General features: G+C 53.0%; 25 protein-coding genes and 6 pseudogenes. 19 read left to right on the top strand and 12 right to left on the bottom strand.

Going from position 1 to position 26,488, the window contains the following annotated elements:
* Positions 1 to 181, top strand: a pseudogene (locus tag SK39_RS27700) (hypothetical protein); the annotation flags it as partial.
* Positions 182 to 266: 85 nt separating this feature from the next.
* Here the strand turns inward: SK39_RS27700 and SK39_RS24760 are convergent.
* Positions 267 to 1,133 (bottom strand): replication initiation protein, encoded by an 867-nt coding sequence (locus tag SK39_RS24760; protein ID WP_023302476.1) that lies wholly within the window; start codon positions 1,131 to 1,133, stop codon positions 267 to 269.
* A gap of 535 nt (positions 1,134 to 1,668) precedes the next feature.
* On the opposite strand from SK39_RS24760, the pseudogene SK39_RS27460 reads away from it, so the two are divergent.
* From SK39_RS27460 to SK39_RS27695, 3 genes and pseudogenes are all read left to right on the top strand, one after another.
* Positions 1,669 to 1,781 (top strand): annotated as a pseudogene (locus SK39_RS27460) (hypothetical protein).
* Between the two features lie 116 nt (positions 1,782 to 1,897).
* Positions 1,898 to 3,099 (top strand): IS3 family transposase gene (locus SK39_RS24750; RefSeq protein WP_156182984.1). Its coding sequence is split into 2 segments (ribosomal slippage): positions 1,898 to 2,213 and positions 2,213 to 3,099, totalling 1,203 coding nucleotides; the frame shifts between segments, so codons are not numbered across the junction.
* Between the two features lie 31 nt (positions 3,100 to 3,130).
* Positions 3,131 to 3,223 (top strand): annotated as a pseudogene (locus SK39_RS27695) (hypothetical protein); the annotation flags it as partial.
* A 57-nt stretch (positions 3,224 to 3,280) separates the two neighbouring features.
* On the opposite strand, the gene SK39_RS24745 reads toward SK39_RS27695, so the two are convergent.
* Complete coding sequence (locus tag SK39_RS24745; protein ID WP_048217591.1) at positions 3,281 to 4,063, bottom strand: site-specific integrase; 783 nt, start codon at positions 4,061 to 4,063, stop codon at positions 3,281 to 3,283.
* Positions 4,060 to 4,551 carry a hypothetical protein gene (locus SK39_RS24740; protein WP_369707180.1) on the bottom strand — a complete coding sequence of 164 codons (492 nt, stop codon included), beginning with the start codon at positions 4,549 to 4,551 and terminating at the stop codon, positions 4,060 to 4,062. Before SK39_RS24740 ends, SK39_RS24745 begins: the two co-directional genes overlap by 4 nt.
* A 1,000-nt stretch (positions 4,552 to 5,551) precedes the next feature.
* Between SK39_RS24740 and SK39_RS24735 the strand changes: the two genes are divergently transcribed.
* A complete protein-coding gene (locus SK39_RS24735; protein ID WP_004193995.1) occupies positions 5,552 to 6,241 on the top strand; it encodes a hypothetical protein in 690 nt (229 codons plus the stop codon).
* Between the two features lie 31 nt (positions 6,242 to 6,272).
* Here SK39_RS24735 and SK39_RS24730 read toward each other — a convergent pair whose 3' ends face one another.
* Positions 6,273 to 6,962: an RES family NAD+ phosphorylase gene (locus SK39_RS24730; RefSeq protein ID WP_020315560.1), complete on the bottom strand. Its 690-nt coding sequence runs from the start codon at positions 6,960 to 6,962 to the stop codon at positions 6,273 to 6,275.
* 436 nt (positions 6,963 to 7,398) lie between these two features.
* On the opposite strand from SK39_RS24730, the gene SK39_RS24725 reads away from it, so the two are divergent.
* The 6 genes from SK39_RS24725 to SK39_RS24700 are packed head-to-tail and all read left to right on the top strand — an operon-like array spanning position 7,399 to position 9,607.
* On the top strand, positions 7,399 to 7,647 hold the full coding sequence (locus tag SK39_RS24725) for a hypothetical protein (protein WP_000272716.1): 249 nt from the start codon (positions 7,399 to 7,401) through the stop codon (positions 7,645 to 7,647).
* On the top strand, positions 7,644 to 8,216 hold the full coding sequence (locus tag SK39_RS24720; RefSeq protein WP_020805590.1) for a hypothetical protein: 573 nt from the start codon (positions 7,644 to 7,646) through the stop codon (positions 8,214 to 8,216). The genes SK39_RS24725 and SK39_RS24720 overlap by 4 nt, the downstream gene beginning before the upstream one ends.
* Before the next feature lie 30 nt (positions 8,217 to 8,246).
* Complete coding sequence (locus SK39_RS24715; RefSeq protein ID WP_020805591.1) at positions 8,247 to 8,741, top strand: hypothetical protein; 495 nt, start codon at positions 8,247 to 8,249, stop codon at positions 8,739 to 8,741.
* Positions 8,742 to 8,784: 43 nt separating this feature from the next.
* Positions 8,785 to 9,153 (top strand): hypothetical protein, encoded by a 369-nt coding sequence (locus SK39_RS24710; protein ID WP_004197807.1) that lies wholly within the window; start codon positions 8,785 to 8,787, stop codon positions 9,151 to 9,153.
* Between the two features lie 33 nt (positions 9,154 to 9,186).
* Positions 9,187 to 9,390: an HHA domain-containing protein gene (locus tag SK39_RS24705; protein WP_004197808.1), complete on the top strand. Its 204-nt coding sequence runs from the start codon at positions 9,187 to 9,189 to the stop codon at positions 9,388 to 9,390.
* A gap of 13 nt (positions 9,391 to 9,403) precedes the next feature.
* On the top strand, positions 9,404 to 9,607 hold the full coding sequence (locus SK39_RS24700) for a hypothetical protein (RefSeq protein WP_004197809.1): 204 nt from the start codon (positions 9,404 to 9,406) through the stop codon (positions 9,605 to 9,607).
* Between the two features lie 181 nt (positions 9,608 to 9,788).
* Here the strand turns inward: SK39_RS24700 and SK39_RS24695 are convergent, their stop codons facing one another.
* Together SK39_RS24695 and SK39_RS24690 are read right to left on the bottom strand one after the other, a co-directional pair.
* Complete coding sequence (locus SK39_RS24695) at positions 9,789 to 10,793, bottom strand: IS110-like element IS4321 family transposase (protein WP_000427623.1); 1,005 nt, start codon at positions 10,791 to 10,793, stop codon at positions 9,789 to 9,791.
* A 78-nt stretch (positions 10,794 to 10,871) separates the two neighbouring features.
* Positions 10,872 to 13,838 (bottom strand): Tn3-like element ISPa38 family transposase, encoded by a 2,967-nt coding sequence (locus SK39_RS24690; protein ID WP_003100881.1) that lies wholly within the window; start codon positions 13,836 to 13,838, stop codon positions 10,872 to 10,874.
* Positions 13,839 to 13,936: 98 nt separating this feature from the next.
* Here SK39_RS24690 and SK39_RS24685 point away from each other — a divergent pair, with 98 nt between their 5' ends.
* The 4 genes from SK39_RS24685 to SK39_RS24670 all read left to right on the top strand — a co-directional run bounded on the left by SK39_RS24685 (position 13,937) and on the right by SK39_RS24670 (position 15,516).
* Positions 13,937 to 14,203 carry a nucleotidyltransferase family protein gene (locus SK39_RS24685; protein WP_016487057.1) on the top strand — a complete coding sequence of 89 codons (267 nt, stop codon included), beginning with the start codon at positions 13,937 to 13,939 and terminating at the stop codon, positions 14,201 to 14,203.
* Positions 14,200 to 14,601, top strand: coding sequence for a HepT-like ribonuclease domain-containing protein (locus tag SK39_RS24680; protein ID WP_001293886.1), 402 nt, complete (start codon positions 14,200 to 14,202; stop codon positions 14,599 to 14,601). The genes SK39_RS24685 and SK39_RS24680 overlap by 4 nt, the downstream gene beginning before the upstream one ends.
* Entirely contained in the window at positions 14,591 to 14,947 is a 357-nt protein-coding gene (locus SK39_RS24675; protein ID WP_000215515.1) for a cupin domain-containing protein, read from the top strand. The genes SK39_RS24680 and SK39_RS24675 overlap by 11 nt, the downstream gene beginning before the upstream one ends.
* 254 nt (positions 14,948 to 15,201) lie before the next feature.
* A complete protein-coding gene (locus SK39_RS24670; protein WP_000091613.1) occupies positions 15,202 to 15,516 on the top strand; it encodes a hypothetical protein in 315 nt (104 codons plus the stop codon).
* A 426-nt stretch (positions 15,517 to 15,942) separates the two neighbouring features.
* Here the strand turns inward: SK39_RS24670 and nhaA are convergent, their stop codons facing one another.
* Together nhaA and SK39_RS24660 are read right to left on the bottom strand one after the other, a co-directional pair.
* Positions 15,943 to 17,124, bottom strand: coding sequence for a Na+/H+ antiporter NhaA (nhaA, locus tag SK39_RS24665; RefSeq protein ID WP_004194048.1), 1,182 nt, complete (start codon positions 17,122 to 17,124; stop codon positions 15,943 to 15,945).
* A 659-nt stretch (positions 17,125 to 17,783) separates the two neighbouring features.
* A complete protein-coding gene (locus tag SK39_RS24660) occupies positions 17,784 to 18,389 on the bottom strand; it encodes a recombinase family protein (protein ID WP_000509966.1) in 606 nt (201 codons plus the stop codon).
* Between the two features lie 94 nt (positions 18,390 to 18,483).
* On the opposite strand from SK39_RS24660, the gene SK39_RS24655 reads away from it, so the two are divergent.
* The 4 genes from SK39_RS24655 to SK39_RS24640 all read left to right on the top strand — a co-directional run bounded on the left by SK39_RS24655 (position 18,484) and on the right by SK39_RS24640 (position 23,297).
* Complete coding sequence (locus tag SK39_RS24655) at positions 18,484 to 21,381, top strand: Tn3-like element Tn5403 family transposase (protein ID WP_023307208.1); 2,898 nt, start codon at positions 18,484 to 18,486, stop codon at positions 21,379 to 21,381.
* A gap of 33 nt (positions 21,382 to 21,414) precedes the next feature.
* On the top strand, positions 21,415 to 21,855 hold the full coding sequence (locus tag SK39_RS24650; protein ID WP_048217590.1) for a hypothetical protein: 441 nt from the start codon (positions 21,415 to 21,417) through the stop codon (positions 21,853 to 21,855).
* Positions 21,856 to 21,920: 65 nt separating this feature from the next.
* Entirely contained in the window at positions 21,921 to 22,370 is a 450-nt protein-coding gene (locus SK39_RS27690) for a hypothetical protein (RefSeq protein ID WP_231593837.1), read from the top strand.
* 333 nt (positions 22,371 to 22,703) lie between these two features.
* Positions 22,704 to 23,297, top strand: coding sequence for a GNAT family N-acetyltransferase (locus SK39_RS24640; RefSeq protein WP_048217588.1), 594 nt, complete (start codon positions 22,704 to 22,706; stop codon positions 23,295 to 23,297).
* Here SK39_RS24640 and SK39_RS27940 read toward each other — a convergent pair.
* From SK39_RS27940 to SK39_RS24625, 4 genes and pseudogenes are all read right to left on the bottom strand, one after another.
* A pseudogene (locus SK39_RS27940) lies at positions 23,294 to 23,368 on the bottom strand (DUF4113 domain-containing protein); the annotation flags it as partial. The gene SK39_RS24640 and the pseudogene SK39_RS27940 overlap by 4 nt on opposite strands.
* 53 nt (positions 23,369 to 23,421) lie before the next feature.
* Positions 23,422 to 23,700: pseudogene (locus SK39_RS24635) on the bottom strand (IS4 family transposase); the annotation flags it as partial.
* Positions 23,701 to 23,717: 17 nt separating this feature from the next.
* Positions 23,718 to 25,331, bottom strand: coding sequence for an IS1634-like element ISAs25 family transposase (locus tag SK39_RS24630; RefSeq protein ID WP_010674210.1), 1,614 nt, complete (start codon positions 25,329 to 25,331; stop codon positions 23,718 to 23,720).
* 88 nt (positions 25,332 to 25,419) lie between these two features.
* A pseudogene (locus SK39_RS24625) lies at positions 25,420 to 26,424 on the bottom strand (IS4-like element ISApu2 family transposase); the annotation flags it as partial.
* Positions 26,425 to 26,488 lie beyond the last annotated feature (64 nt).

Raw genomic sequence — 26,488 nt, 5'->3', positions numbered from 1 at the left:
CGCGGACGGCCCGGACTGTGGGAAACAGGTCAACTTTGCAGACGACCGGGACTGTGGGAAACAGGTCAACTCCGCGGACGGCCCGGACTGTGGGAAACAGGTCAACTTTGCAGACGTCCGGGACTGTGGGAAACAGGTCAACTCCGCGGACGGCCGGATTGCGGGAAACAGGTCAAGTTAGGCAAGCACTATGGGAAATACAGCAATTTTAGTATCCCCCCATATGTCAGCAACAAACTGAGGGGGGAGGAAATAAAAAATACAGGCTATTGTTTTTTATCAAGAAAATTAAACAGCAAGCGACCATCTTCTTCAGTGGTATATGTTACCTTTAATGGCGTCTTCTCATTAATTTTCTTCAGAGCAGGTTCCAGGAAGGTACGCTTCATTTCAGCAATATTGTTTTTCTGCGAGGCAGGGAGCATAAACCTTTCACATAACCAGTCATGTGTGGTGATCCAGACACCAGTGCTCCGGAACTGACACAGGCTTTCATAAAGCCGGATGACACGAACACTATTAAGCTGGCCACAGTCATAGAGAGAATAGGTAGTGAACTGGGAGGTTAAGCCGACAAGGAATGGCATGACCTTGTAGTTAAATTCAATCTGCCAGGAACCCCGACCTCGCTTCATTCCTGCTTCAGCCAGCCACGGACGTTTAACTTCTTCAAACTCACCTTCTTTTGGATAAAAGGTAACCGTTGATTCGCCCAGAGCATTTACCCCAGCCTTCACATCACGACTGGCGACAGACGTAGCGACATTGAAGTATTTGACGTAATCGGAAACGCTGATTTTGAAGAGCGGCAATACGTCAGAGTCATCTTCCTGGTTGTCATTAAAATAGGCCTGCATGAGGCATAACCACAGCACACGTTTTGCCTGAAGAGGCAGGTAATATGCAGCTTCGGTCAATTCGTTAGATTGCTTTATACTGGCGCGTTTTTTAAACGTTTTAGTAGCTGGCAAGAGTGCTTGAGTATCCATTTCAATGCCTATGGGTAAATTTTTACCCACCCATAATGACAGTGAAAACAGAAATTGCAAGCTATCGCGATAGTTATCCACCGGAAAAATCTGCACTTTATCCACAAGTGGATAATTGAGAACTGAACTTGACCTCTTTCCCATAGCTTGTTGATGCGTATCCCATAGCTTGTTGACACAAAACCCACTGATACGTGATTAATTTCCCATATTATGTTTACCAGTTGCCCATACAGGCCCCCTCTCAGGCCGCACTGTACGCGGCTTTCAGGCTCCCTAAAAGGTGTAAAATATAGAAAAAGAATAAAAAAGTACTTTATAAAAATATGCCCGTGGATAAGTGGATAACCCCGAGAGAGAGGTGATTTTTCAGGCATTTAGCGTAAGCAGAATTTATAAGTTTTGTTCCATGGTGCTTCCTCGCTCACTCGGGGCTTCGCCCTGTCGCTCGGCTGCGGCGAGCACTGCTGGCTCGATCATATCCGTGGGCGGAAGATACTCCTCCTCCCCCGAGTCGCTCTCCAAAGCCCGCTACAGCGAGACAACCCGCACGAAGATTTCTATCGTCCCTGCAGACATATTCGAATCGTTTTTATTAACCCTGGCTCCCGTGGTGACAGAACACTACTTGCTGTAAAAGGGGGAGTAAGGCCCCTAAGTCACACACCTGAAATTAATAATGCGGAGTTTTACGATAATGTCGTGCTAGAAACTTTCCTGACCGCTTCTCCCGATTCTTTGGGGGCAAAAATCCTGTTCCTTGCCATGCTGATCTACTGGCAAAAGCGATAAATCCATGCGGGCTGGCCTTTGGCCAGTAGACTGGCCCCATGAATCTCCAGACAGTTGGTATCACTTAAATTAGTGATAGTCTTAATACTAGTTTTAGACTAGTCGTTGGAGTCCGAATGATTGATGTTCTAGGTCCAGAGAAGCGCAGACGGCGCAGCGTTCAGGAAAAAATCGCCATTGTTCAGCAGAGCTTTGAGCCCGGAATGACCGTGTCGCTGGTCGCCCGTCAGCATGGCGTTGCTGCCAGTCAGCTGTTCCTGTGGCGTAAGCAATATCAGGAAGGCAGTCTCACTGCGGTTGCCGCGGGTGAACAGGTTGTACCCGCGTCGGAGCTGGCATCTGCAATGAAGCAAATTAAAGAGTTACAGCGCTTGCTGGGCAAAAAAACCATGGAAAACGAGCTGCTGAAAGAAGCCGTTGAATATGGCCGACAAAAAAAGTGGATAGCGCACGTGCCCTTGTTGCCGGAGGATGGCGAATAAGCCTTGTCAGTCGTTGCCTCCGGGTCTCACGTGCGCAACTGCATGCCATGGCCCGTCGGTCGAAGGGCTGGCAGGATCGTCGGTGCAAGCGCAAGCCTGATGATACTGAAGCGCTGGCTCGTATCCATACCGTTATCGACGATCTGCCCACCTATGGTTATCGTCGTGTATGGGCACTGCTGCGCAGACAATCAGAAACTGACGACATGGCGGTGATCAATGCCAAACGCGTATACCGCATCATGCGTCAGAATGCGCTGCTGCTTGAGCGTAAACCGGCAATACCGCCCTCGAAGCGGGCGCATAGAGGGAAAGTGGCCGTTGGAGAAAGTAACCAGCGGTGGTGCTCCGACGGCTTCGAGTTCAGCTGTGATAACGGTGAAAAACTGCGGGTCACGTTCGCTCTGGACTGTTGCGATCGCGAGGCACTTCACTGGGCGGCAAGTACCGGTGGATATGACAGTGAAACCGTGCAGGACGTCATGCTGGGTGCCGTGGAGCGTCGCTTCGGTAACAGCCTGCCGACATCCCCAGTTGAGTGGCTGACAGACAACGGTTCAGCCTACCGTTCTTATCAGACGCGTCAGTTCGCCAGAATGGTAGGACTGGAGCCCTGCACAACAGCGGTGAGCAGCCCACAGAGCAATGGCATGGCTGAACGGTTCGTGAAAACGATGAAGGAAGATTACATCGCGTTCATGCCCAAACCGGATGTGAGAACAGCGCTACAGAGCCTTGCAGCGGCGTTCAATCACTATAATGAAAACCACCCGCATAGTGCGCTGGGATACCACTCTCCGAGGGAATATCGGCGGCAGCGGGCATCGTTAACTTAAGATACAAAAGCTGTCCGGAAATGGAGGGGCAAGATCATCAGAACGTATTACGATGCTTCAGCATGCGATCTATGAGCAGTATGAGGAATACAGAGCAGATATTCCCGTCATCTGGTCCAGATAACTTCTGACAGACCTCACCGGCGAGCAGGACGTTCGCCAGCATCATTCTCCTAAGTACTTAAATATTCCCTTTCAACATGGCCACTGCATCAGCCTCTGGCATCTGGAATTGTACCCGGTGCCGCGCAGCAACATCGAGCGCAAACACTTTCGTATAGACCTCCGTCGAACTAATGCTCTTGTGGCCCATCAGACTTTGCAGCACCTTCAGCGGAATACCGTTGTACAGCATATGCATGGCATAGGAATGCCGGAAAGTATGTGGCGACACCGGGACCGAGAATGTCACACCGTCGGCCGCAGCGGATTCAACCGCTTCATTCAGCCAGGTACGCACTGTACGGTCGGTGATTTCCCAGATACGTGCCTTCTCCATTCTGCCGGTACGTTTATTGCGGCGCTCGAGCGGGATTTTCAGTGTGGCAACCATCATCTCCAGCTGACTGACGTACTGTTTATCTGACAGCGGCACCAGACGATGTGCCTGACTGCCGGCAGGTGTTCTGCCGGCCGTTCTTGCCGCTTTTTCCGCCCGCTGTTTGAGGGTGGCCAGTTGCACAAACGGGTAGGGCGGCGCCAGCGAAAAATCTGACCGAGTCAGGGCCAGCGCTTCATTGATCCGTGCGCCGGTATTCCACAAAGTAGCCAGCAGCATCTTACGGTGCAGATCGGGAACATAATGCAGCAGGGCGCTCACTTCCGGGGCCAGCAGATATTTCGGCAGTTCATCCTGGACGATCGCCATCTGACGCAGAGCCAGCGCAGCCGGGTAATCGATGGCCACAGGCAGGTGCACTTTTTCCGGGGCGTAGGCCTGTCCGGGAAGAGAAGGGTAATTCATGATACCTCGGGTGCTTCATCACTTTCTGGTGCAAACGTCTGACGTTCCCGGGCGTCATGAATATAATGGAACTCATCCAGCATAAGCAGCACGCGGCGACCAGTCCTCCGGGGAAACATTCTCCGCATCTCTGGGGTTAGCTGGTTTCGTTCCCATCCGTAAGGAAAAATTATGCTGTAGTCATTTCTTTCAGGAAGAATATCAGGGCCTGCGACAATACGCGCCACTTCCTGATTCAGACGCTCTCCGCGCCAGCCATAAGATGACAGACGCTTGCGGATACGCCCGATCGGGAAACGGTTATCAGAATGACGGGGAAATATGAGTTTCCCGTCCTCACCCCGGGTGAGACCAAACATATCCAGAGACTGTTCGAACACCACTGTTCGCGTGGGGAAATACTCACGCATAGTTTTCATCATATTTTCCATTACTGCCCCCTGAAACACTTCAGAAAGATATTTGACTGTCTGCGACAAACCAGTCAGCCATGTTTGTTCCTTATCGAGAAATCCCGCTATAAACTGGAAAGTATCTCACTCATAACGGATTTGTTAGCGCGATAGCGTACTGCAGAGACAACTTGAGTCCGCCCGGAGATTGAGTGGCCCGATCCTCGAAGGGATCAAAATAACGAAAGTCAGTCTTTACAAGATGAATCCATCGTCCCTGAGAATACCTACACAAAATTCGTCCCTGAGAAGCAACATAACTGCCATCCAGAAAGGTAGAACGCCCTCCCTCGGCTGGGCTAAGCAGCATCAACCATAAATCGTTATGACCATAAGTTGTATGTAGAAGCAGATACATGTCTTTCAATGTCAAATTGAACCTTCCTTATAGTCACTCAGAGTAATCACACTCGCCGGCATAATATTTTGCTGAGGCATCTTTTCCGCAGGATGTCATCTTCGCCCGGACATTTCTGTGTTAATTGATACCGGGATTATCACCTGGTGTGACAGTCCTGGACGCATTCAGAATTTTCCCGACACCGCTTAAGAATTTTCTCGCATCACTCACAAAGGTGATGGTAACGCCGGATGCAATCCCTCACCTGAAACATCACTCAAGTGATAATAAGCAGACATATAACCACACCATTAAATTACCGGATGGCTGTTTTCTGATGATCCGATTTTTTATCTATTCACGACTTTCCGGAAGTGTACCACGGTGAGGGAATAAGCAAAGCGGTCATTTCTGCCCCTGCGCGCCGGGTCACAGGGAAGGGTCATAACACAACATCTGGTAGCAATAACAGCTGAAAGAGCCGCTACATCTTGTGTTGTTGGGCCGCAGCGCGCCGGTGGGATTCAGGAAGATCCGGAACAACCTTTTTTCGGATCTCAAATGACGAAATAATTAATACCGAAGAAAATTCAATAATCAATAGTTAAAAACTATAAAAGGTGGGGTGAGAACAAAACTTGCACAACTTAACGATTTAACGTAGTCTATAAAGCATGAAATCGAAAAGGAGGTTTTATGAACACATCAACTCAAAAACGAAACGGTAATGATCGTTCCTCCACTATGCATAATTTTTTGGACAACAGCATTGCTGCAGAGCGTCTTGAGAATTTTTTTCAGGATCTGGTAGAGGAAGTTCGGTCAGGTAAAACACCGATTGCTCCTGAAAGTATGGGGAATACCGATGCGGTTTTTACCATGGATGTCATCCTGAAGTTACTTGAAAATCGCGCAGTTAACAGCCTGACGCCTGAAAAAAAACGTCAGCAGCGACGTTTACACAGTAAGGCCCTTTTCCTTCAGAGACTGGAAAATGACGGCGGGGTTTACACCTCAGCTAAAGCTGCAGAAATGGTGGGCAAGAGTAAACCCACAGTTAAAACCTGGAAAGATACCGATCAGTTACTTGCTCTTGATATTGACGGTGAGTTTTACTACCCGGTGTTTCAGTTTACTGATGAGGAAGGGATCTCGGACAAAGGCGTGCTCCGGGGTGTGGCCGAACTGCTGACTATGCTGAGCAGCTTCAGTGACCGAATGAAGTATTCTTTCTTTATGGAACAGAGAAATACTGTCCTGGATGGGCTGAACCCTGCAGGGCGTTCGTTTACCGTCGCCGAGGTTCTGAAAGGCAATCCGGATGAAAAAGTGATGAATGAATTACGCCGGCTGGCTCGCAACTATGGCACACAGAACGCCGTTTAATGAAAGGGGGTGCTTGCCCCCCCTTTATCAATTATTCCTCAACAGGAATTCCCAGGTCATAAACAAGAATATCTGCCGCTTCCTTACCCTGATACTCAAACTGACTGAGACTTGTCTGGCTCCGGGTTATGGCCATCCCGGTTCCGGCCGGATCGTCATGCCATAGCACAAGGCATGGGTCACTGGTGACATTTGACGGAAACTCCATTCCATCAAACCCTGCTGAATGAACTTTTTCAGCCAGTTGATGAGTCACTGCACGTGTTGAAGTTGTTACATCATTCAACCTTAAATCACTGCATTTAATCAGCTTACTGACCTGAAGGACCCGAATATCTTTCTCAATGACTACTGTACCCATTATGTAATTATCGAGATCTGATTCCCTGAGCCCTGTTTTATGCTGAAAAACTTCCTTCATTGCCGTGTCGGGAGTTTTGGCCACGTACATAGAGCCATTCTCACCATCATTAAGACTGTAACGGCAATCCTCGCCATTACGATTGAAAAAGACACTGCTTCCGCCGTGACTACCGAGCTGAAGCCGGAACACCTCAGTTCCTGATGGCACAGTCATTCCGCACCGCTGGAGCTGTTCGTCCTGTAACTTCCCGATTTTATCGAGAGATGCCACGTCCTGTTCATTCATGCCTGCATTTAGAGAAGTTTCAACAGTCTGATTAACTTCGTCGTTTGGGTTTACCCCTGATTTTGAACTCATATTTTCCACCACCTTTCATATAAGGATTAACATAAGCCATAGGCTTAATCTCCATCGTTTTGATGTTTTGTCCCCCGGACAGAATGCCCGGCTGGACGATGTATCTGTCGCTGTGCTGACAGACCCTCAAAGCATAAACGATTGAGAATGTTAAACAACGGCTTGTAATGCACAGAGGGGCAGAAAAATTACGGTATAGGGGGACTACCATTCATAAAAGAAGACGTGCGGATCCGCTTAAGACAATTTTCGGATCTGCACGGCGGGAAACGCGCAAAGGATATGATAATCAAGCCAAGTACATAAAATCATACTGAATGTGATATTTTTCATTAATTATAAAATCATATCTGATATGATGTTTTCTAAATGTGATGTAAATTATACGAAGTATGATTTTTGATTAAACCGGACATGTTCAGACGGAGTGTGCAGGATGTATGAAGATATGTTGTTTTCGCTCAGCTATGAGCAGATGACGCAGATGGCAGAAGAGGAAATAAAGCAATGCGATTTTCGCAGGGATGGCACCCATTATGTCTGGGAAGTGAACAAGGCTCATGACATCCTCCGCTTCTGGTATCTCCTGGCGCTGCGTGGACACACTGGCCTGGCCACAACACGGGTCGAAGCAGACTATAAACGGCTTAAAACGCTCATTTCCCAGAGGAATGAGGGACAATGATGCGGGAAAAATCCCGACGTCCGTCGCCGCTGCAGCGCCGGGTGCTGATTGTGCTGGCCGCCCTTGATGCGAAACGGCCGGGCCCGGTGGCGACGCGGGATATTGAGCGGGTGCTGGAGCAGGGCGGGGACGCCCCGGTGTACGGGCCGAACCTGCGCGCCTCCTGCCGGCGCATGGAAGCCGCGGGCTGGCTGCGCACCCTGCGCGCCCCGAACCTGCAGCTGGCCGTCGAGCTGACGGAGGCCGGTCGCTGCACTGCAGAACCGCTCTTCCAGGAAGCACGCGAGGCTGAAACGGCACGAAAACGACTGACAGACGTCCGGCGTCTGCCGTTACGCCAGACGGCTGCCGGTGACGCGGTGGAGCTGCAGCTGGATGACGGCCATTACACGATCAGGGAAGCGGCCTACGTGATCCGTCTGGACGGTACCACCTGCCTGCAGCTGACGGATGCCGGCGGCATACGCCGGATAAAAGAGGGCGATCCCCTGCAGGTGGCCAGCTGGTATCAGGCCTGTTTTGATGCAGGCCTGCCGGTCACCGTCCAGGTGAATGAGAGCCGGGACTGATCGCCACCACACAAGGAATATGAGCATAAAATGAAAGTCACTGAACCCGGGCTGAATAAGCTGATCGATAACCTGAACACCCTGATTTGCGAGGACAGCCTGCTCACGCGCCAGGAGCGTGAAACGCTGGTACTGGCCGTCGCCGCTATCGGCGCCATGAAAGCGCGCGTCGGCTTGAAAAAAGGCGATGCGCCGACCGTTGCCAGACGGGAAAAAAGGGAGAAAAAAGACCGCCAGCCTGATCCGCGTTTTCCGCGAGCCGGTCATCCCTGGCAGGAAGACGAAAAAACCTTACTGAGTGATGCGCTCGATTCGGTACCGGACGAAGAGATTGGCAGGCATCTGTTCTGGCTTTCCGAGAAACTGGGCAGAACGCCTTTCAGTGTTGCTTTCCAGATCGCGGCAATCAGGGAGCTGCAGGACGGCTGGGAGGAGCAGTTCAGGGAGATTTCTGATAAAATTCGCTTGTCCGGCCTGAGCATCAGTGATTATCTGAAGCAGAACGGCACGGGCCATAACGCCTGAAGAAATTTGCGTTACAGAAAAATTATATAACTGAGGGGCAGTGATGAAAACAGCGATATGGGTGGTGGTGTATTTAACGATGTGTTTTCTGCTTTTCACCGGATGGATGTTCGCCTTTGCGCAGTATGCGCCCTATAACGGGCAGGAACACGCGTTTTCTCTGACGTATCTGCTTAATTTATTTTTTCTTCATGTTGTGATGGTACCTTACTACGAGTTTTTTCAGACTGAAACATACAGCAATGTATTAATGAGTCTGGCAGATGAATCCGGTCAGATGATACGTTTTCATCACGTGGTACCTGTTCTCCGGATATATAGTCTGTCCGCACTCTTAACTTTTGTGGGTTACATCATATATGCAAAATGGTTCACTCATAACTGGCTGAAAGGAAAGCTTCTTCCAAAATGAAACTACCGGGACACCTAAGGATATAAAAAACCAATGACGAAACAGGAATGGATTTTACGACTACGGCGCTGTACATCGAAGGAAACCCTGGAAAGGATTATAGAAAAAAATAAATATTCTCTGTCAGATGATGAGCTTGAGCATTTCAATGCCGCGGTTGATCACCGGCTGGCGGAGATGACGATGGGAAAGTTGTATGACCGGGTACCGTCAGGTGTCTGGAAATTTGTGAAATAGAACAGGAGACCTTATGAGTTACGGCTGGCTCTTCGAAAGTCCGGATGATGACATTTCGGGTGATAATCATATCAATCTGGAACACCTCCCTCCTGAGCTAAAACAGGTTGCTATCCAGATAGGGGTCGCCTCAGAAAACGGAATCTATGGTCACTCCCGTTTTTGCAACACCGATTTTGACGACAAGTTGGCTTGCTTGAATCTATCCGGCGTCTGAATGGGATTTTATTCCCGCGCCTTGATGAGTTCCGCGCCTGATGAACCTCCAGAAAATATACGGCTTCAATGAGCCTTTCCGTTTTACAGGTTCCTCAACAGGCCGGTGGGCCGTTAGTATCATCAATATCAGTATTCGCAAAACCAGATCAGTAATTCTTTAAACCGGTGTATTTCTGCCGTTATGCTACATAAGTTTGCTGTCGTGCCGTTAGGGCCCAGGCTATTCTGGCCAGCTTGTTTGCCAGAGCACAAGTGACGACAAAGTTGCTTTTCCGGCACAGTAAATCCCTGACCCAATCGGCCAATTTGCCAGACTGGTGTTCCAGTTTTTGTATGAATACCCTGGCACATTGAACCAACAAAGTTCGGATCTTTTTATTACCTCGCTTACTAATTCCCAGCAATGTCGTCCTACCTCCCGTGCTGTACTGCCGAGGTACAAGCCCTGTTGCCGCCGCAAAGTCACGGCTGCTGGCGTACTGCTTCCCGTCGCCAATCTCAGTTGAAATAGTACTCGCTGTCAGTGTTCCGACGCAGGGAATGCTCAGCAAGCGCTGTCCAACCTCATCTTCGTCCAACTTTCGTTTCAACTGGGATTCCAAATCTTTAATCTGCTCAACAAGATAGTGATAATGCTGTTGTAATTTCAGCAATAACTGGCTGAGGTAAAGAGGCAAACTATTATCCTCAAGAATGGTACTCAGTCGGCTAATAACGGCAGCTCCTCGGGGAACGCTAATGCCAAATTCCAGCAGAAAAGCATGCATTTGATTGGTTGTTTTTACCTTATCCTGAACCAGGGATTCACGGACACGATGCAGAGCCCGCATTGCCTGCTGAGATTCCGTTCTGGGCTGCACAAAACGCATAGACGGACGCGATGCTGCTTCACAAATAGCTTCGGCGTCGACAAAGTCGTTTTTATTGCTTTTAACGAACGGGCGGACAAATTGTGGTGATATCAGCTTTGGGGAATGCCCCAACTCTTCCAACTTGCGTGCCATAAAGTGAGAACCGCCACAGGCTTCCATTGCGATGGTTGTAGCGGGGCATGTCGCCAAAAATTCGATCAACTTTGGCCGGGTAAATTTTTTACGGTAAACAGCCTTCCCGCGACGATCCTGGCAATGAATATGGAAAGAGTTTTTACCCAGATCGATACCAATGAGCGCAATGTTTTCCATGATAGTTCTCCGAATGAAAGCCTGTCCTCAGCATAATACCGGGAAGGAGGGAGTGACCATCTCATTAAATAAAGCACGCTAAGCCGGTTGCAGCGGCCGTAGCGGCCTGAACTTGCCCGCGCCGATCTTGGCGCTGCTGCGCCAGAGGTAATCGCCGGTCAGGTTGATGTGCTCCCAGCCGAGCGGCGACAGGTACTGCAACAGGCCGTCATCGACGGCTTGACCGTGGCCACGCAAGGCGTTCGCGGCCCGCTCCAGATAGACCGTGTTCCATAGCACGATGGCCGCCGTCACCAGGTTGAGGCCGCTGGCCCGGTAGCGCTGCTGCTCGAAGCTGCGGTCGCGGATTTCCCCCAGGCGGTTGAAGAACACGGCGCGGGCCAGCGCGTTGCGCGCCTCGCCTTTGTTCAGCCCGGCATGCACGCGGCGGCGCAGCTCGACGCTTTGCAGCCAGTCCAGGATGAACAGTGTGCGCTCGATGCGTCCCAGCTCACGCAGGGCGACGGCCAGGCCGTTCTGGCGCGGGTAGCTGCCAAGCTTCCTGAGCATCAGCGAGGCCGTCGCCGTGCCCTGCTTGATCGAGGTGGCCATCCGCAGGATTTCATCCCAATGGGCGCGGACGTGCTTGATGTTGAGCGTGCCGCCGATCATCGGTTTCAACGCCTCGTAGGTGGCATCGCCCTTCGGGATGTAGAGCTTGGTGTCGCCCAGGTCACGAATGCGCGGGGCGAAGCGGAAGCCCAGCAGGTGCATCAACGCGAAGACGTGGTCCGTGAACCCTGCCGTGTCGGTGTAGTGCTCCTCGATCCGCAGGTCGGATTCGTGATACAGCAGGCCGTCGAGCACGTAGGTCGAGTCGCGCACGCCGACGTTCACGACCTTGGTGTGGAACGGCGCGTACTGGTCGGAGATATGGGTGTAGAACGTCCGCCCTGGGCTGCTGCCGTATTTCGGATTGATGTGGCCGGTGCTCTCGGCCTTGCTGCCGGTGCGGAAGTTCTGGCCGTCCGACGATGACGTGGTGCCGTCGCCCCAATGCTCGGCGAAGGGATGTCGGAACTGCGCGTTGACCAGCTCGGCCAGTGCCGCCCCGTAGGTTTCGTCGCGGATGTGCCAGGCTTGCAGCCAGGCCAGCTTGGCGTAGGTCGTGCCGGGGCACGATTCCGCCATCTTGGTCAGGCCCAGGTTGATCGCGTCGGCGAGGATCGTGGTCAGCAACAGGTTTTTGTCCTTGGCCAGGTCGCCTGACTTCAGGTGGGCGAAGTGCCGGGTGAAGCCCGTCCATTCGTCTACCTCCAGCAGCAATTCGGTGATCTTGACGTGCGGTAGGATCATCGCCGTCTGGTCGATCAGGGCCTGTGCGGTATCGGGCACCGCCGCATCGAGCGGCGTGATCTTCAGGCCCGACTCCGTGATGATGGCGTCCGGCAGCTCGTTGGCCAGCGCCATGCGGTTGACGGTGGCGAGCTGCGTTTCCAGCAGCGTCAGCCGGTCATGCAGGTACTGGTCGCAATCGGTGGCCACGGCCAGCGGCAATTCGCTGGCCTGCTTGAGGCTGGCGAATTTCGCGGGCGGCACCAGGTAGTCCTCGAAGTCCTTGAACTGGCGCGAGCCTTGCACCCAGATGTCGCCGGAGCGCAGCGCGTTCTTCAGCTCCGACAGCGCGCACAGTTCGTAGTAGCGCCGGTCGATGCCGGTGTCGGTCATCACCAGCTTCTGCCAGCGCGGCTTGATGAACTCGGTCGGCGCGTCGGTGGGCACCTTGCGGGCGTTGTCGCTGTTCATGCTGCGCAGCACCTCGATGGCGTCGAGTACGTCCTTGGCGGCGGGCGCGGCCCGCAACTTGAGCACGTCGAGAAATTCCGGCGCGTAGCGGCGCAGCGTGGCGTAGCTCTCGCCGATGCGGTGCAGGAAATCGAAGTCCTCGGGTTGCGCGAGCCGCTGCGCTTCGGTGACGCTCTCGGCGAAAGCATCCCAGGACATGACGGCCTCGATGGCGGCGAACGGATCGCGGCCCGCTTGCTTGGCCTCGATCAGCGCCTGGCCGATGCGCCCGAACAGCCGCACCTTGGCATTGATCGCCTTGCCGGATGCCTGGAACTGCTGCTGATGCTTGTTCTTGGCGGCATTGAACAGCTTGCCCAGGATGCGGTCATGCAGGTCGATGATTTCGTCGGTGACGGTGGCCATGCCCTCGATGGCGAGCGCCACCAGGGTCGCGTAACGCCGCTGCGGCTCGAACTTCGCCAGGTCGGCGGGCGTCATCTGGCCGCCCTCGCGGGCGATCTTGAGCAGCCGGTTCTGGTGAACCAGCCGCTCGATGCCGGAGGGCAGGTCGAGCGCCTGCCACGCCTTGAGGCGTTCGATGTGTTCCAGCATGTGCCGCGAGTTCGGTTTGACCGGGGATTGCCGCAGCCAGGCCAGCCACGTCGTCTTGCCGTTGTCGCGGCGCTTGAGCAGATCGTCGAGGCGACGGCGATGCACGTCCGTCAGCGGCTCAGCCAAGGCGTCGTAGAGACGCCGGTTGGCGCGGGTAATCGCTTCGGCGCTCGCCCGCTCGACGGCGTTGAGGGCGGGCACAATGACCGACTGCCGCCGCAGGTGCTCGATCAAGGCTCTGGCCAGCACGATGCCCTTGTCGGTTTGCATGGCCAGCTCGGTCAGCAACTGGACAGCCTGCCGGTAGTGGCCAATCGTGAACGGCTGGAAGCCGAACACCGTTTGCAGCTCGACCAGGTGCTCGCGTCGGGTCTGCTCACGCTGCCCGTACTCGTCCCAGCTTTCGATGCCGACCTTGAGCTGGTTGGCGACCAGTCTCAGCAATGGCGGGAACGGTGGCTCATCAGCGCCAAGGATGACGCCGGGAAAGCGCAGGTAGCAGAGCTGCACCGCGAAGCCCAGCCGATTGGCCGGGCCGCGCCGCTGCCGGATGATGGAGAGGTCGCTTTCGCTGAACGTGTAGTGACGGATCAACTCATCCTTGGTGTCCGGCAACGCCAGCAGGCTTTCGCGCTCGGCGGCGGAGAGGATCGAACGGCGGGGCATGCGGTTTCCTTCTTCTTGAAATTCTATTCTTGATTGCATATCATCTCAACGAGTTTCGATAAGAAAGGATGCGCATGCGACCGTCTGTTGTGCTTGACATGAAGCGAAGCGCAGTGCGTGAAGCGGTAGGCCGCTTTCGCGCCGCGAACCCGCGCGTCTTCGGCTCGGTGCTGCATGGCACCGACCGGGATGGCAGCGACCTCGACCTGTTGGTCGATGCGCTGCCCGGTGCCACGTTGTTGGACTTGGGCGATTTGGAAGAAGAACTGAAATCGCTGCTCGGCGTTGACGTCGATCTGCTGACTCCCGGCGACCTGCCGCCGAAGTTCCGGGCCAAGGTGCTCGCGGAGGCGCAACCGATATGAGCGAGAACCGCCTGCCCGATTACCTCGACCACATTCAGCAGGCCGCAACCGATGCGCGCAGCTTCGTGGAAGGGATGGCCAAGGACGACTTCTTGGCCGACAAGCGCACCCAGCAGGCCGTCATCATGAGCCTGATCGTCATCGGCGAGGCGGCCACAAAGGTGATGGATGGCTACGTCGAGTTCACCCAGGCGCATGCCGACGTGCCGTGGCGCAGCATGCGCAATATGCGTAATCGCATGGCTCACGGCTATTTCGACATCAACCTCGATGTGGTGTGGGAGACGGTACAGGAATGGCTGCCGGCGTTGCTCCAGCAATTGCCCGCCGTGCGTCAGGATGCCGACGATGAAGACCGTAACGACAACTGTGAAAGAGGGATCTCCGATGACTGTTGAATCGAGAATATTTTCTGTAGCCGAGTATGTTCAGCCGTCCGAAGGCGAGCCTATTCGTTCCGTTGTGCTTGAAACCCGAGACTCAATTATCGTGGTTTGGCATGTCCATCCCGGGCAGGAAATTGCGGCTCACATTCATCCTCACGGCCAAGACACGTGGACTGTTTTGTCGGGAATGGCTGATTACTTTCAGGGCAATGGGATTGTTCGTGCCCTCAGGGAAGGTGAGATAGCCGTGGCAAGACCGGGCCAAGTGCACGGGGCGCGAAATACAGGTACCGAGCCATTTGTGTTAGTCTCGGTTGTGGCATCAGCCAATGCCGGTTTCGTATTGGCTGAGCGATAGAGCCCAATCTCTGGAGTTGGTCCAATGAGCGGTCGGGGAGATAGGTAACAGACATGCAGCGGACACGGCTGCTAAACCAGGTCGCAAACCTCCTTGCGTCGCAGCGTGCCGCAAGCGACGCGATCAATCGAATGGGGTCGGCATGAGACTGAACACCATCCAGTTCCCGACCGCGTAGCCGCCTGTCCTGCCGATCAGGTCTTGACCATCGACGCCTGGGATCAGTCCTGAATGTTCTTGGAGACCACTACGTTATGAGCCGCAGCCGCCGCAAAACACCCATCGTCGGGCACACGACCTGCGGCAGCGAGCGCGAGGACAAGAAGCTCTGGCATCAGCGCTGGCGCACCCGTGAGCGCACGGCGCTGACCAGCGCGTCGCCCGAAGCCCTGAGCGCCCATCTGCCCCTGCTGGAAAACCAGGCCAGCAGCGTCTGGTCGATGGGCAAGGATGGCCGCTCCTACTGGCCCGTCAAGCGCCAGGCCGCCACGGCGGATCGCATCGCCAATCACAAGGGACGCAACCCGCAAGAACGCGCCTCCCTGAAAAAGCGCCTGCTTACACTGTGATTCCTTCAAAATATCTCAACGAAATTTCCCGACACCTGTTTAAGCTATCTTGCTGATATTTCTGTTTTTCGATTTTTGCCGGCGCGATGCCGGCGACGTTGGCCAGCTGCCCCGGGCGCGATACTGAGATCAGTTTCTTTGAACAAAAAAACCGCCTTTTGGCGGTCAGTATTCAGTAGCGGGGTTAGAGGGCCAGTCGTGTAAAAAACCACGTTAGCCGACTATTTATTTGAATAACATAATATTTTAACTGATATGCCAGCGTTCATCCTGACTTATCTGAACAGGGCTCCGCCTGTAAAATGTGAAAGATAGAAAGGTAATTATTTATAATAAAATTAAATAATTTCAATTTTCTCTTCAGAATATACACTGACAGTGTGAAAAAACCCCCGTTATCACGGGGATTTTCCTGTAGATAATACGTTACCTGACTTGCTTAGAAGGCGCAAAGCGCAGTATCAAAATACCGGCCAGAGCGGCCAGTATGGACCCTGCCAGAACCCCCACCTTGACCTCATCAACGAGCAGAGGGCTGCCTGTAAAGGCCAGATTGCCGATAAACAGGCTCATGGTAAAACCAATCCCACACAGTACCGAGACACCATAAACCTGTAACCAGGTACTTTTCTCTGGTCGTTTCGCCAGGCCCAGGCTGACGGCCAGTAGCGACAGGCCAAAGATACCTGCCTGTTTACCCAAAAACAGGCCCAGCGCCACGCCTACCGGAACCGGCGACAACAGGTCATTCATCGTCATGCCCGACAACGCGACGCCCGCATTGGCGAAGCCAAACAGCGGCAGTATCATAAACGTGACCCAGGGGTTGATGGCATGCTCAAGCCTGTCCAGAGGCACTTCATCAGCCGCATTCCTGGTTCGCAGCGGGATAAAGAACGCCAGCAGGATACCCGCGACGGTGGCATGCACGCCTGACTGAAGCATGAAAAACCACAGTACTCCCCCCGTCAGCAGATAGGGCAGCAGGCGCGTCACGCCGGCACGGTTCAGGCTAAACAGCAGAGCAACCATTGCCGCTGCACCACCCAGCATCAGAAGCGAAATGTTGCTGGTATAGAAGAGCGCGATGATAGCCACCGCCCCCATGTCATCCAGAATAGCCAGCGCCGACAGGAAAATTTTTAGCGAGACTGGCACACGACTGCCCAGTAAGGCGAGTACACCGAGCGCAAAAGCAATATCCGTGGCCGCCGGGATGGCCCAGCCGGAAAGGGTTTCGTCATGACCGGCATTAAACCCCACGTAAATCAGGGCAGGTACGGCCAGACCACCCAGTGCGGCAAAGCCCGGCAACGCACGCTGGCTCCAGGTGGCTAACTGGCCGGTGACAAGCTCACGCTTGATTTCCAGCCCGACCATCATAAAGAATACGGCCATCAGGGCATCGTTTATCCAGTGCTCAACGGACAGGCCTGCTGTTTTGTATTTCAGGAGTGTTTCATAACCTTCCCTGAGGGGCGAATTGGCCACGATGATAGCGGCTGCCGAAGCAATAATAAGCACAATACCGCCCGCTACAGGTGAACTGAAAAAATTAGAAACGGGCTTGATAACTTTTCTGGTTAATCCGATTGGGTTTTCTGTCACTTAATCTCCCCCTGAGATGTTGACTTACGAATTGTGAATCAGGCAACCCAGAGACTGTGCACTCCAGAAATGCAATGCACAGCCTGATTGACTGATGTAAGAAATTTAGATAATTAAATTAATAAGTTAAATTCGGTCGGTCTGTGGTTACATTTTATCATGCACCGTCAGGTAAATGGCCGCCTTCAGGTAAATTATCGTAAAGCGAAGCCTTGGCGGGGCTAGGGTGCGTTTCCATTCTGAGAAATTTGCTCAGTCTGTTTCCAGAACATGGCTGAAATTTACTATCCGCCGCGTGTCAGTAAATAGTATCTGTCAGTAAGAGCTGGCAACGTAAACTGACACGGGTAGTGATGGAAAATGATTACACAGGACACCGTTTGCAGACAGATGCTGCTCTGAGCCGCATTATCCTGAAAAGCCTGAACAGCAGCTGATGGATAATTATCCGTCCATGCCGGTGACGAATGGCTGTCAGAAAAGACATACCACAGGTCAAAATGGCGCATTTCGTTAACACTGAGGCCAGAAGTTTTGGGCTGGATATATTTATTGCTTGCCGGATGCTGTGAGATCTTTTACGCGGCGGCCATTCCGCGGACCGACGGGTTCACCCGGTTATGGCCGGGGTCGGTTCCGGCTGAGGGCGAAATGACACCCTAAGCGTTAGCTCTGTGTCGTTGCACGATGTCAGCGACGGTATTCTTGCTGATACCGAGCTCGCGTGCGATCCAGCGATAGCTGCGTCCCTCGGCCCTCATCGCAACCACCTTAGGCAAAAGTCGGTCTGATTTTGGTCGCACTCCGGCCTGACGACCAAGCCTCTTACCACGTGCCTTCGCAACAGCAAGGCCTGACTTGACCCGCTCGCTGATGAGATCCCGCTCAAACTCCGCAATGCCGGAAAGAAACGTCGCCAGCATTCGTCCATACGGCGACGAAAGATCGAACGCCATTCCATTCATGGCTATCACGGAAACCTTCCAGTTCTCCAGTTCACGTAGCGTATTGAGCAGATCGAGCGTCGAGCGCCCCCACCGGGAAAGCTCAGTGACCAGGATTGCATCAATTTGTCTGGACTGGGCAAGCGCCAGGACTTTCTTTCGCTCGGCCCGGTCGAGTTTAGTTCCTGAACCTGTTTCCTTAAATATTCCCACCACGTCGTAGCCGGCACGGCCGGCGAAGGCTCGCAGATCAAATTCCTGGCGTTCACAAGACTGATCCGCTGTTGAAACCCGGCAGTAAATGGCGGCACGATGTCCCAATTGAACCCTCCTGGATTTTTGTATCGGAACGCCCTGATTTATATGGGCTGGCTGTTGTCCAAAACAGACTATACTTCAAAAGGGACGAATTTGTATGTCACGACGCCATATTTTCACCGAACGGCAGCGAGCAGCGCTGTTCGATCTGCCCACGGACGAACTGTCGCTACTGAAGTTCTACACGCTGGGCGATGATGACCTGGAAAACATTAGGCAGCGCCGCAGACCGGAAAACAGGATTGGCTTTGCCCTGCAACTTTGTGCCTTACGATATCCGGGCCGTGCACTGGCTCCTGGTGAGATGATCCCGCGTGAAGTCCTTTCCTTCGTCGGTGCTCAGCTTGGAGTTCCGGCTGATGCGCTTCTCACTTATGCCACACGGCGCCAAACCCGTCAGCAGCACATGGACACGCTGCGCGAAATTTACGGCTACAAGACCTTCACGGGCCGTGGTGCCCGTGATCTGCGGGAGTGGACTTTCGGCCAGGCCGAAGATGCCAGATCAAACGAGGATCTTGCTCATCGTTTTATTGTGCGGTGTCGGGAAACTTCCACCATTCTGCCCGCAGTATCGACAATCGAGCGCTTGTGCGCGGATGCTCTGGTCGCCGCTGAGCGGCGGATTGAAACGCGGATTGCGGAAAATTTAACAGCGGATGTTCGCGATCACCTGGACAAACTTCTGAGTGAAATGCTCGCCGGCAATATCAGTCGTTTCATCTGGCTTCGCAACTTCGAGGTTGGTAACAACTCGGCTGCTGCTAACCGTTTGCTCGACAGGCTCGAATTTCTGCGTACCCTGAATATCAATCATAGTGCTTTGGCCAGCATACCTGCCCATCGCATTGCCCGGCTGCGTCGGCAGGGTGAACGCTACTTCACCGACGGTTTGCGTGACATCACTTCGGACCGCCGCTGGGCGATCCTTGCCGTCTGTGTTGTGGAGTGGGAAGCGGCGATTGCTGATGCCATAGTCGAAACCCATGACAGGATCGTAGGAAAAACCTGGCGGGAAGCGAAGCGCCAGCATGACGAAACAATTTCCGGCTCTAAAGCCACACTCACGGATACGATCCGTACCTTCACCGCGCTGGGAGCTTCGTTGCTTGAGGCCCGCAGTGACGGAACCCCGCTGGAGATGGCTGTCGCCAGTTCGGTTGCATGGGACCGGCTCGCTCAACTGGTAGCGACAGGGACTCAACTCAGCAACACGCTAGCCGATGAGCCTCTTGCATATGTCGGGCAGGGATACCATCGCTTTCGTCGTTATGCGCCCCGCATGTTGCGCTGTCTGAAGCTCGAAGCCGCGCCGGTCGCCGGACCATTGGTAGCAGCAGCTTTGTCGATCGGAGAGATGAAAGGTGTTGCATCGCCAGAAAGGCGTTTCCTGCGGCCCAGCTCCAAATGGAACCGTCATTTACGAGCTCAGGAAAAAGGAGATACCCGTCTTTGGGAAGTGGCGGTACTCTTTCACCTCCGGGATGCTTTTCGTTCCGGAGATGTCTGGCTCGCTCATTCGCGCCGCTATGGTGACCTCAAGCAGGTACTGGTGCCGATGATCGCGGCGCAGGAAAATGCAAAACTGGCCGTGCCTTCCAACCCACAGGATTGGCTGGCAGACAGAAAGGCGCGACTCACGATCGCTCTTAAGCGGCTGGCCCGGGCTGCCCGTAACGGCACTATTCCGCACGGTAGCATAGAAGATGGAACGTTGCGGATCGACAGGTTGACAGCAGACGTGCCGGATGGTGCCGAGGCACTCATACTGGATCTGTATCGCCGAATGCCGTCCGTTCGGATTACCGACATGCTGCTTGAAGTTGATGCAGCCCTTGGTTTCACAGATGCGTTTACCCATCTGAGAACCGGGGCTCCATGTCGCGACCGGATCGGTCTGCTCAACGTCCTGCTCGCTGAAGGGCTCAATCTGGGCCTGCGTAAGATGGCGGAAGCTACAAACACGCATGATTACTGGCAGCTCTCACGCCTTGCCCGCTGGCATGTTGAAAGCGAAGCCATGAACCAGGCATTGGCAATTGTGGTGGCCGCGCAGGGTAAACTGCCGATGTCACGCGTCTGGGGGATGGGCACGTCAGCATCGAGCGATGGTCAGTTTTTCCCGACAGCGCGGCATGGCGAAGTCATGAACATGGTCAATGCCAAATATGGTTCTGTTCCCGGCCTCAAAGCGTATACTCACGTAAGCGACCAGTTCGCGCCATTCGCTTGTCAGTCGATCCCGGCGACCGTGAGCGAGGCACCGTATATTCTCGATGGACTACTGATGAACGAGGTCGGTCGCCATGTTCGCGAACAGTATGCCGATACAGCAGGATTCACCGACCATTTGTTCGGAGCCAGTAGCCTGCTCGGCTACAATCTCGTTCTGCGAATCAGGGATCTGCCATCGAAGCGGTTGTACGTATTTAATCCCGATACGACCCCCAGGGAGTTACGCAAGTTGGTAGGTGGAAAAGCCCGGGAGGATCTTATCGTTGCGAACTGGCCTGATATTTTCCGTTGTGCCGCGACGATGACCGCTGGCAAAATCAGGCCCAGCCAACTCCTGCGCAAGCTCGCTTCTTACCCACGACAAAACAACCTTGCAGTTGCGCTTCGTGAAGTTGGTCGTATTGAACGGACCCTTTTCATTATTGAGTGGATCCTGGATACGGACATGCAGCGGCGTGCTCAGATCGGTCTTAACAAGGGAGAGGCCCACCATGCGCTCAAAAATGCGCTCCGTATCGGGAGGCAGGGGGAAATTCGCGATCGCACGACAGAGGGGCAGCACTACCGAATCGCTGGGCTCAATTTATTGACTGCGGTGATCATTTACTGGAATACCGTCCATCTTGGTCATGCCGTCACGGAGCGGCGGAACGAAGGGTTGGATGTTCCCCCTGAATTTCTTCCCCACATATCCCCATTGGGCTGGGCGCACATTCTACTGACTGGCGAATATCTTTGGCCCAAGGAACCGAAAGCTTAGGGTGTCATTTCGCCCTCAGCCGGAACCGACCCCATGATGGCTGGAATCCGCCCTCAGTCGATATTGATGTTATGTGCCTATGCTGCCACGCCACTCTGGCTGGTGTGGATTTTTGGTCACCTCTACATGCAGGACTTAACCTTGAGGCAATTCTACGGGGAGGGGGATTATGTACGCTCTCCAGCAGATCATATGGTGATGGGCAACAGCGTAGGCGTCCACTACCTCAAGGAACTGAGGGCCAAACAAGGCGACGACATGCAGTATCAATGTCTCGGAGTAACAAATGCCGACGGCACCAAGCCAAGTTTGTCGTTTCAAGTCAAAGGTGAGCCTGTATGCTGCTCGTTGGCAAAAGATCAGTGGAGCATCCCCTTCAAAACTATTGGTGACAGCCTCCACCTGCTATGCGGAAAATGGCCCGACGAGAATGAAATTGTGATGACTCCCATACCTGAAAGGATGAATAGATGAGCGCGGATTTTAAGCATGGTTCGGAGGGGTATCCCTGCGGCCAATGTTGCGGTAGCAAGGGGGAATTGAGCACGGGGGGGTGCGAGCTCTGTGAAGGGGAAGGGGGGTTCGCTGATGCAAAGGTGATGGTTACCCGCGTGATCAGCTACGCCAAAGATAACCGACTGCCGGTGATCGCTGCCTTGTCGTCTTTTGCCTTTCGCAGCATTGCCACGAAGGGCCATGAACCGCGTGAGCTATTTAAGCTCAGCCAGGAGCTCAATGCCCCCCGTAACCTGATGAGGTATGGGTGGGATGCCTGGGAGATCTATGCGCGACATGAAGGCGTGATACCCGAACTGGCTGATCTGGGGCGTAGCGTCATGCGCGAATGGTATAACCACTCCTGGGAACATTTCGAGGATGAGGTCGGCTTTGACGCGGCCGAGCATATGATCGCTCAAGCTAAGGCGGAACCAGATAAAACAGAGGCTCGCTGGGCTTACCTGCTCAGTGAAGAGTGGATGGTGGCGTAGTCTGTAATGTGGGATGAAACCTGTGTCATCCCTGAAAATAGAGTTTCATCCTTGAAAATAAAGTCTCACCCTAATTTTATCATGACCCATCGAATCTTATGGCAGGCTGGCGCTGGTGTGGGAGATCAATAAAGTATCATACTAAGTAATAAAGATTCATACCGAGTATTAAAGTATCATGCTGAAGTGGCAGCGATCACATAGGTACGCTGCCATTTCTAAACCCTTTATGCCCCAAAGCGAGTTACAACCAAACTTGCCCAAGCGATCTAGTTCGAACATGTTGACCAAATTTTAGTAATGCTACAGAATGACTATTTGCGAAGGTTAAATATGAATGAAGCTCAAGTATTCAAGCAAGAAGATTTCTTAGGTGAGATTTTTGAAAATGAAGCGAAAGCGTTACTAAGCGATATTATGTCATCGACTTCCTTAGTATCTCTTATGTATGCATTTGAGGAAGAACAAGTACATAAGGCCATTGAATACATTGTTGGAATATTTAATGAGTGCTACAAATTCGGTCATCTTAAAGTTGCCACATCAAGCTCCGAACTGACGCTTTGTGGGTATGCAATGATTTTTGTTCATCCACATCATCAATCGGCATATCTCCATAAAATACAGATTTTTGAGCAGTTTAGAGGGCGTGGGCTAGGGACTGAAATGTTGCAGTCGCTTAGTCAATCATTTAGCGATTTGGGGCTAATTTGTAATAACGATAAAATCAAATTTTATGAACGTAACGGATTTAAGTGCGTTGGCGATTATAAAGTGCCAGACAGTGACGATTTTAAAATGTCCAAACATATGTATACAGGTCTCTACTTGATGTCAAACTCTCAAAAAGTTGATGGCTGCCCTGTGTTCTTTTTAAATGATGCCGACTTAAGGGCTATTGGCAGCATTTCAGAATCACTTTCTTAGCACTTGATGCTTGGCAGGCTGTGCCATTTAGTTGAGTATTGCGGCGTTAGGCACTCTCGCCGCATAACCCATTTTTTGCCCCGAAGTGAGCCACAACGAGTATGATACTTTCATGTACAGAACCTTAAGCGGCAAGCGAATTAATAATACCGTCTAACGTGTTGTTTTGCTTGGATTTTCTCTGCCTACTCTTTTTGCCGTTTTTGGATAAATACACCATTGCCCACTCCAACTTCTCTGTTATTTCCTGCCACGCACCATGGATGATGCTCGCCAATATCGGCATTAACCAAAGCGCGCTGTTTTTGGCAATCTTCAGCATCGATAACTCCGCGCTGCCAATCAGCGTCAGCGCCAGCCGACGTTTGACCAGCAAGGCCAGCAAACTAGCCCAGATCAAGCCGACATTCCGCACCTGATTTAGGAATAAATTTGCCGATAGCGCTCACCCAATACCTCCAAAATGATCTGCTGGTCTCCTGTTAGCTCCGTTACTTGTGGCGGAGCTTCTCCCAGTCGATATTCATGGATGCCACCAAAGCGCAAAAAGATCCAACGGGCCGTCGGCTGCTGGGTCGGTTTCTTTTTCATATCCGCCACACTGCGATTCTGCTCCACTAATCCCTGCCGGATCCGGTGCTCCAACGCTGCGTAAATCATCAGGCTACAGGTCATCACCATGAGCAACGCTTCAATCCGCTCCGGCTTTTTCAGGTACAGTGAGGAGGTTAAAAACTCCGGGCTCTTGAGAAAACGAAAGCCCCGTTCGACATTCTGCTGCGCTTTATAGGTGGCCAACAGTTCGGCCATGGTCAGCGTATCGCTGTGGTCATTGGTCGCCAGGATGAACACCCCGGTCTGGTTGCGGGCCTCTTCAACGCAAGCCAGGCTAGTTGCCGCCAACCCAGTGATTTGAAACTGATGGCCAATTGGCTCTTCGCCACGCTTGGGTCTGCCACGTCCTGTATAAACGGGTTCACCTACCACTTCGGCATCCAGTTGCAGCAGCATCAAGCTGGCGGTAAAACAGCTCAACTCAGCTTGGGCATCCGCCTCACAAGCAAAGCGTCGGGCACACAATTTGGCGAAGGCTTTGAGCTCGCGGGTACTGTCTTTGAGCAGGTTTTTGGCCAATGTCTGCTGCTCGCGGTGGCTGGCCTGTTCGCTGCGCACCAGCAACCAACGTTGCGCGACCCCGGCATAATTCGCGTGTTGCCAACGGCCATGATAGCCATTGCCCAGAGCGGTCAGCGGTTGTGCACCTATGGTTGCCACGGCCTGCTTTGCCTCATTGAGAGTGACGGGCACCCGGGTCACAAATAGTTGCTGCTGTTGCGCCAGTAATTGCAAGGTATCGGCGCAGTACAGTGCGGCATCGCCGACCAGATAACGGCACTCCTGCGCGGCCTTGAGACTGCTCAAATGGCGACGAACGGTCTGGGCAAAGGCTTTGGTGTCATTACTATTGCCGCTCAGGGCCTGCATATAGACAGGTAGGCCGGCCTGATTTTCACAGATGAGCTCAAGGATCACTTGATTCAGCTCTGGCCGGTGATCACGACTATAACCACGCACCAGTTGCAGCTTACCGACCAGATCCCCATCGGCACAGTCATAGGCGCCATCGACGTGGAAGCTGGTAATATCGAGGTGCACTGCGGTGCTTTTGAGCCCCAGCCGCTCGACAACTTGCGCCGCCATCACCTGATACAAGGCGCTGACATCGGCCTCAAAGAGGGCATCGAGACAGCGACCGAGCACATCATCATTGAGGTCATCAGCACAGATCCCGGGGCCAATCAGGCGCTCAACCGGCTTGTTAGCGAAGAATTGCGGGAACATGTGCAGGGTGCTGCTGTGAAAGCCGAGGCCGTTCACTATCATGGCGACCAAGGCTTCACCATGTGAGACCTTGAAAGGCGGGGTTTTGGGGAGCAAGGCATCGATCATGCGGGCAATGCCCAGTTCCTGGCAGAGTGCGGCGACCAAACCAAGGTGATCGAGGTTACGGATCGAGATAGCGGGTGCGGCCATGATGATCTACCTGCAAAAGAGAGTAATAGATCAGAACGGCCGATCGCCGTCAAGCACTGAAAATAGCAAAATCAGGTGCGGAATGACGGATCAAGCCTTCCGCTATCGCTTTTTGTCGTGTCGCGAACGCCTTCAACCGGTTATGTGATTTCAGCTCTTTGAACAACAGTTCGATCTGCCAACGGCAACGATACAATGCCATCACCTTCTCGGCTGGCCATCGCTCACGCGGAAGATTGGTCATCCATATACAGAACCGTTTTTCCTCTGCAAACCAACGTCTTATGAGTCGATATTTATACTTTCCCGAACTCACATCCAGATCCAGAACCTCGGCTCTGCAGCTTCTCCGATCGATATCCTTGAGCTTTTTTCCGAGTAACTTGGGCATTTCCCTGCCGTCCTGTCGGTAAGCTGCCTGTACTTTGGGATTGAGATTTTGACTCCCTCTGACCAGATAGCTTCCTTTGGCTTTGGTCACATCAGCAAAGTACTCGCGGCTGATGTAACCGGCATCCGCCAATAACAGTTTGTTATTTAACGAATTTGCGGCCGGAAGATGCTTGCGCTCCGATTCGGTATCCGCCGTGATACTCATCGATATCGGCGACTGGTCCAGCAAGGACATGGTCATATGACACTCTACCGCAGCGGGGCTGTGCTTATTGAATCGGCCCGGGAAATGTTCTGCCAATTGCGGATGTAACGCGAATGACGACCCGTCCTGCAGCAGTACCTGCTCAAAGCCTGCCAGTCCGTGGGCGTCCGGTAGACACTCCTTGAGGCGTAAGGCGATGGCTCGTTCAACCAGTGCGCGCATGAACAAGGGAAAACCCTGCTTGCGTAACTGGTTGTGAAAGGGTTTATACGCTATTTGGTCAGTATCATGGAGCTGCAACGCATTGAAATGGCGATGCAAACCAGCAATACCATCCACCTTGTCGCAACCAAGCCCTGAGAGCAGAGCCGGGAGTAGTCTCGCAGGCTGGATATCCCGGAGTCGCTGACAAAAACCGGTAAATTTACCGATCCGGTTGAGTTCAGAAGAGCTATGAAGTTGCTTGAGGTACTGGGTTGCATTTATAATAGTCATGGCTTCGGGCGTGTCGGTTTTTTTTTGCGATTAAATCAGATCACAAACGAAGCCTTTTTTCTAT

The organism is Citrobacter sp. BIDMC107, assembly GCF_001037575.1.
Classification (GTDB): domain Bacteria; phylum Pseudomonadota; class Gammaproteobacteria; order Enterobacterales; family Enterobacteriaceae; genus Citrobacter; species Citrobacter freundii.
Note: the sequence above shows the minus strand (reverse complement) of the source record. Positions and strands in the feature narration are given on the sequence as shown.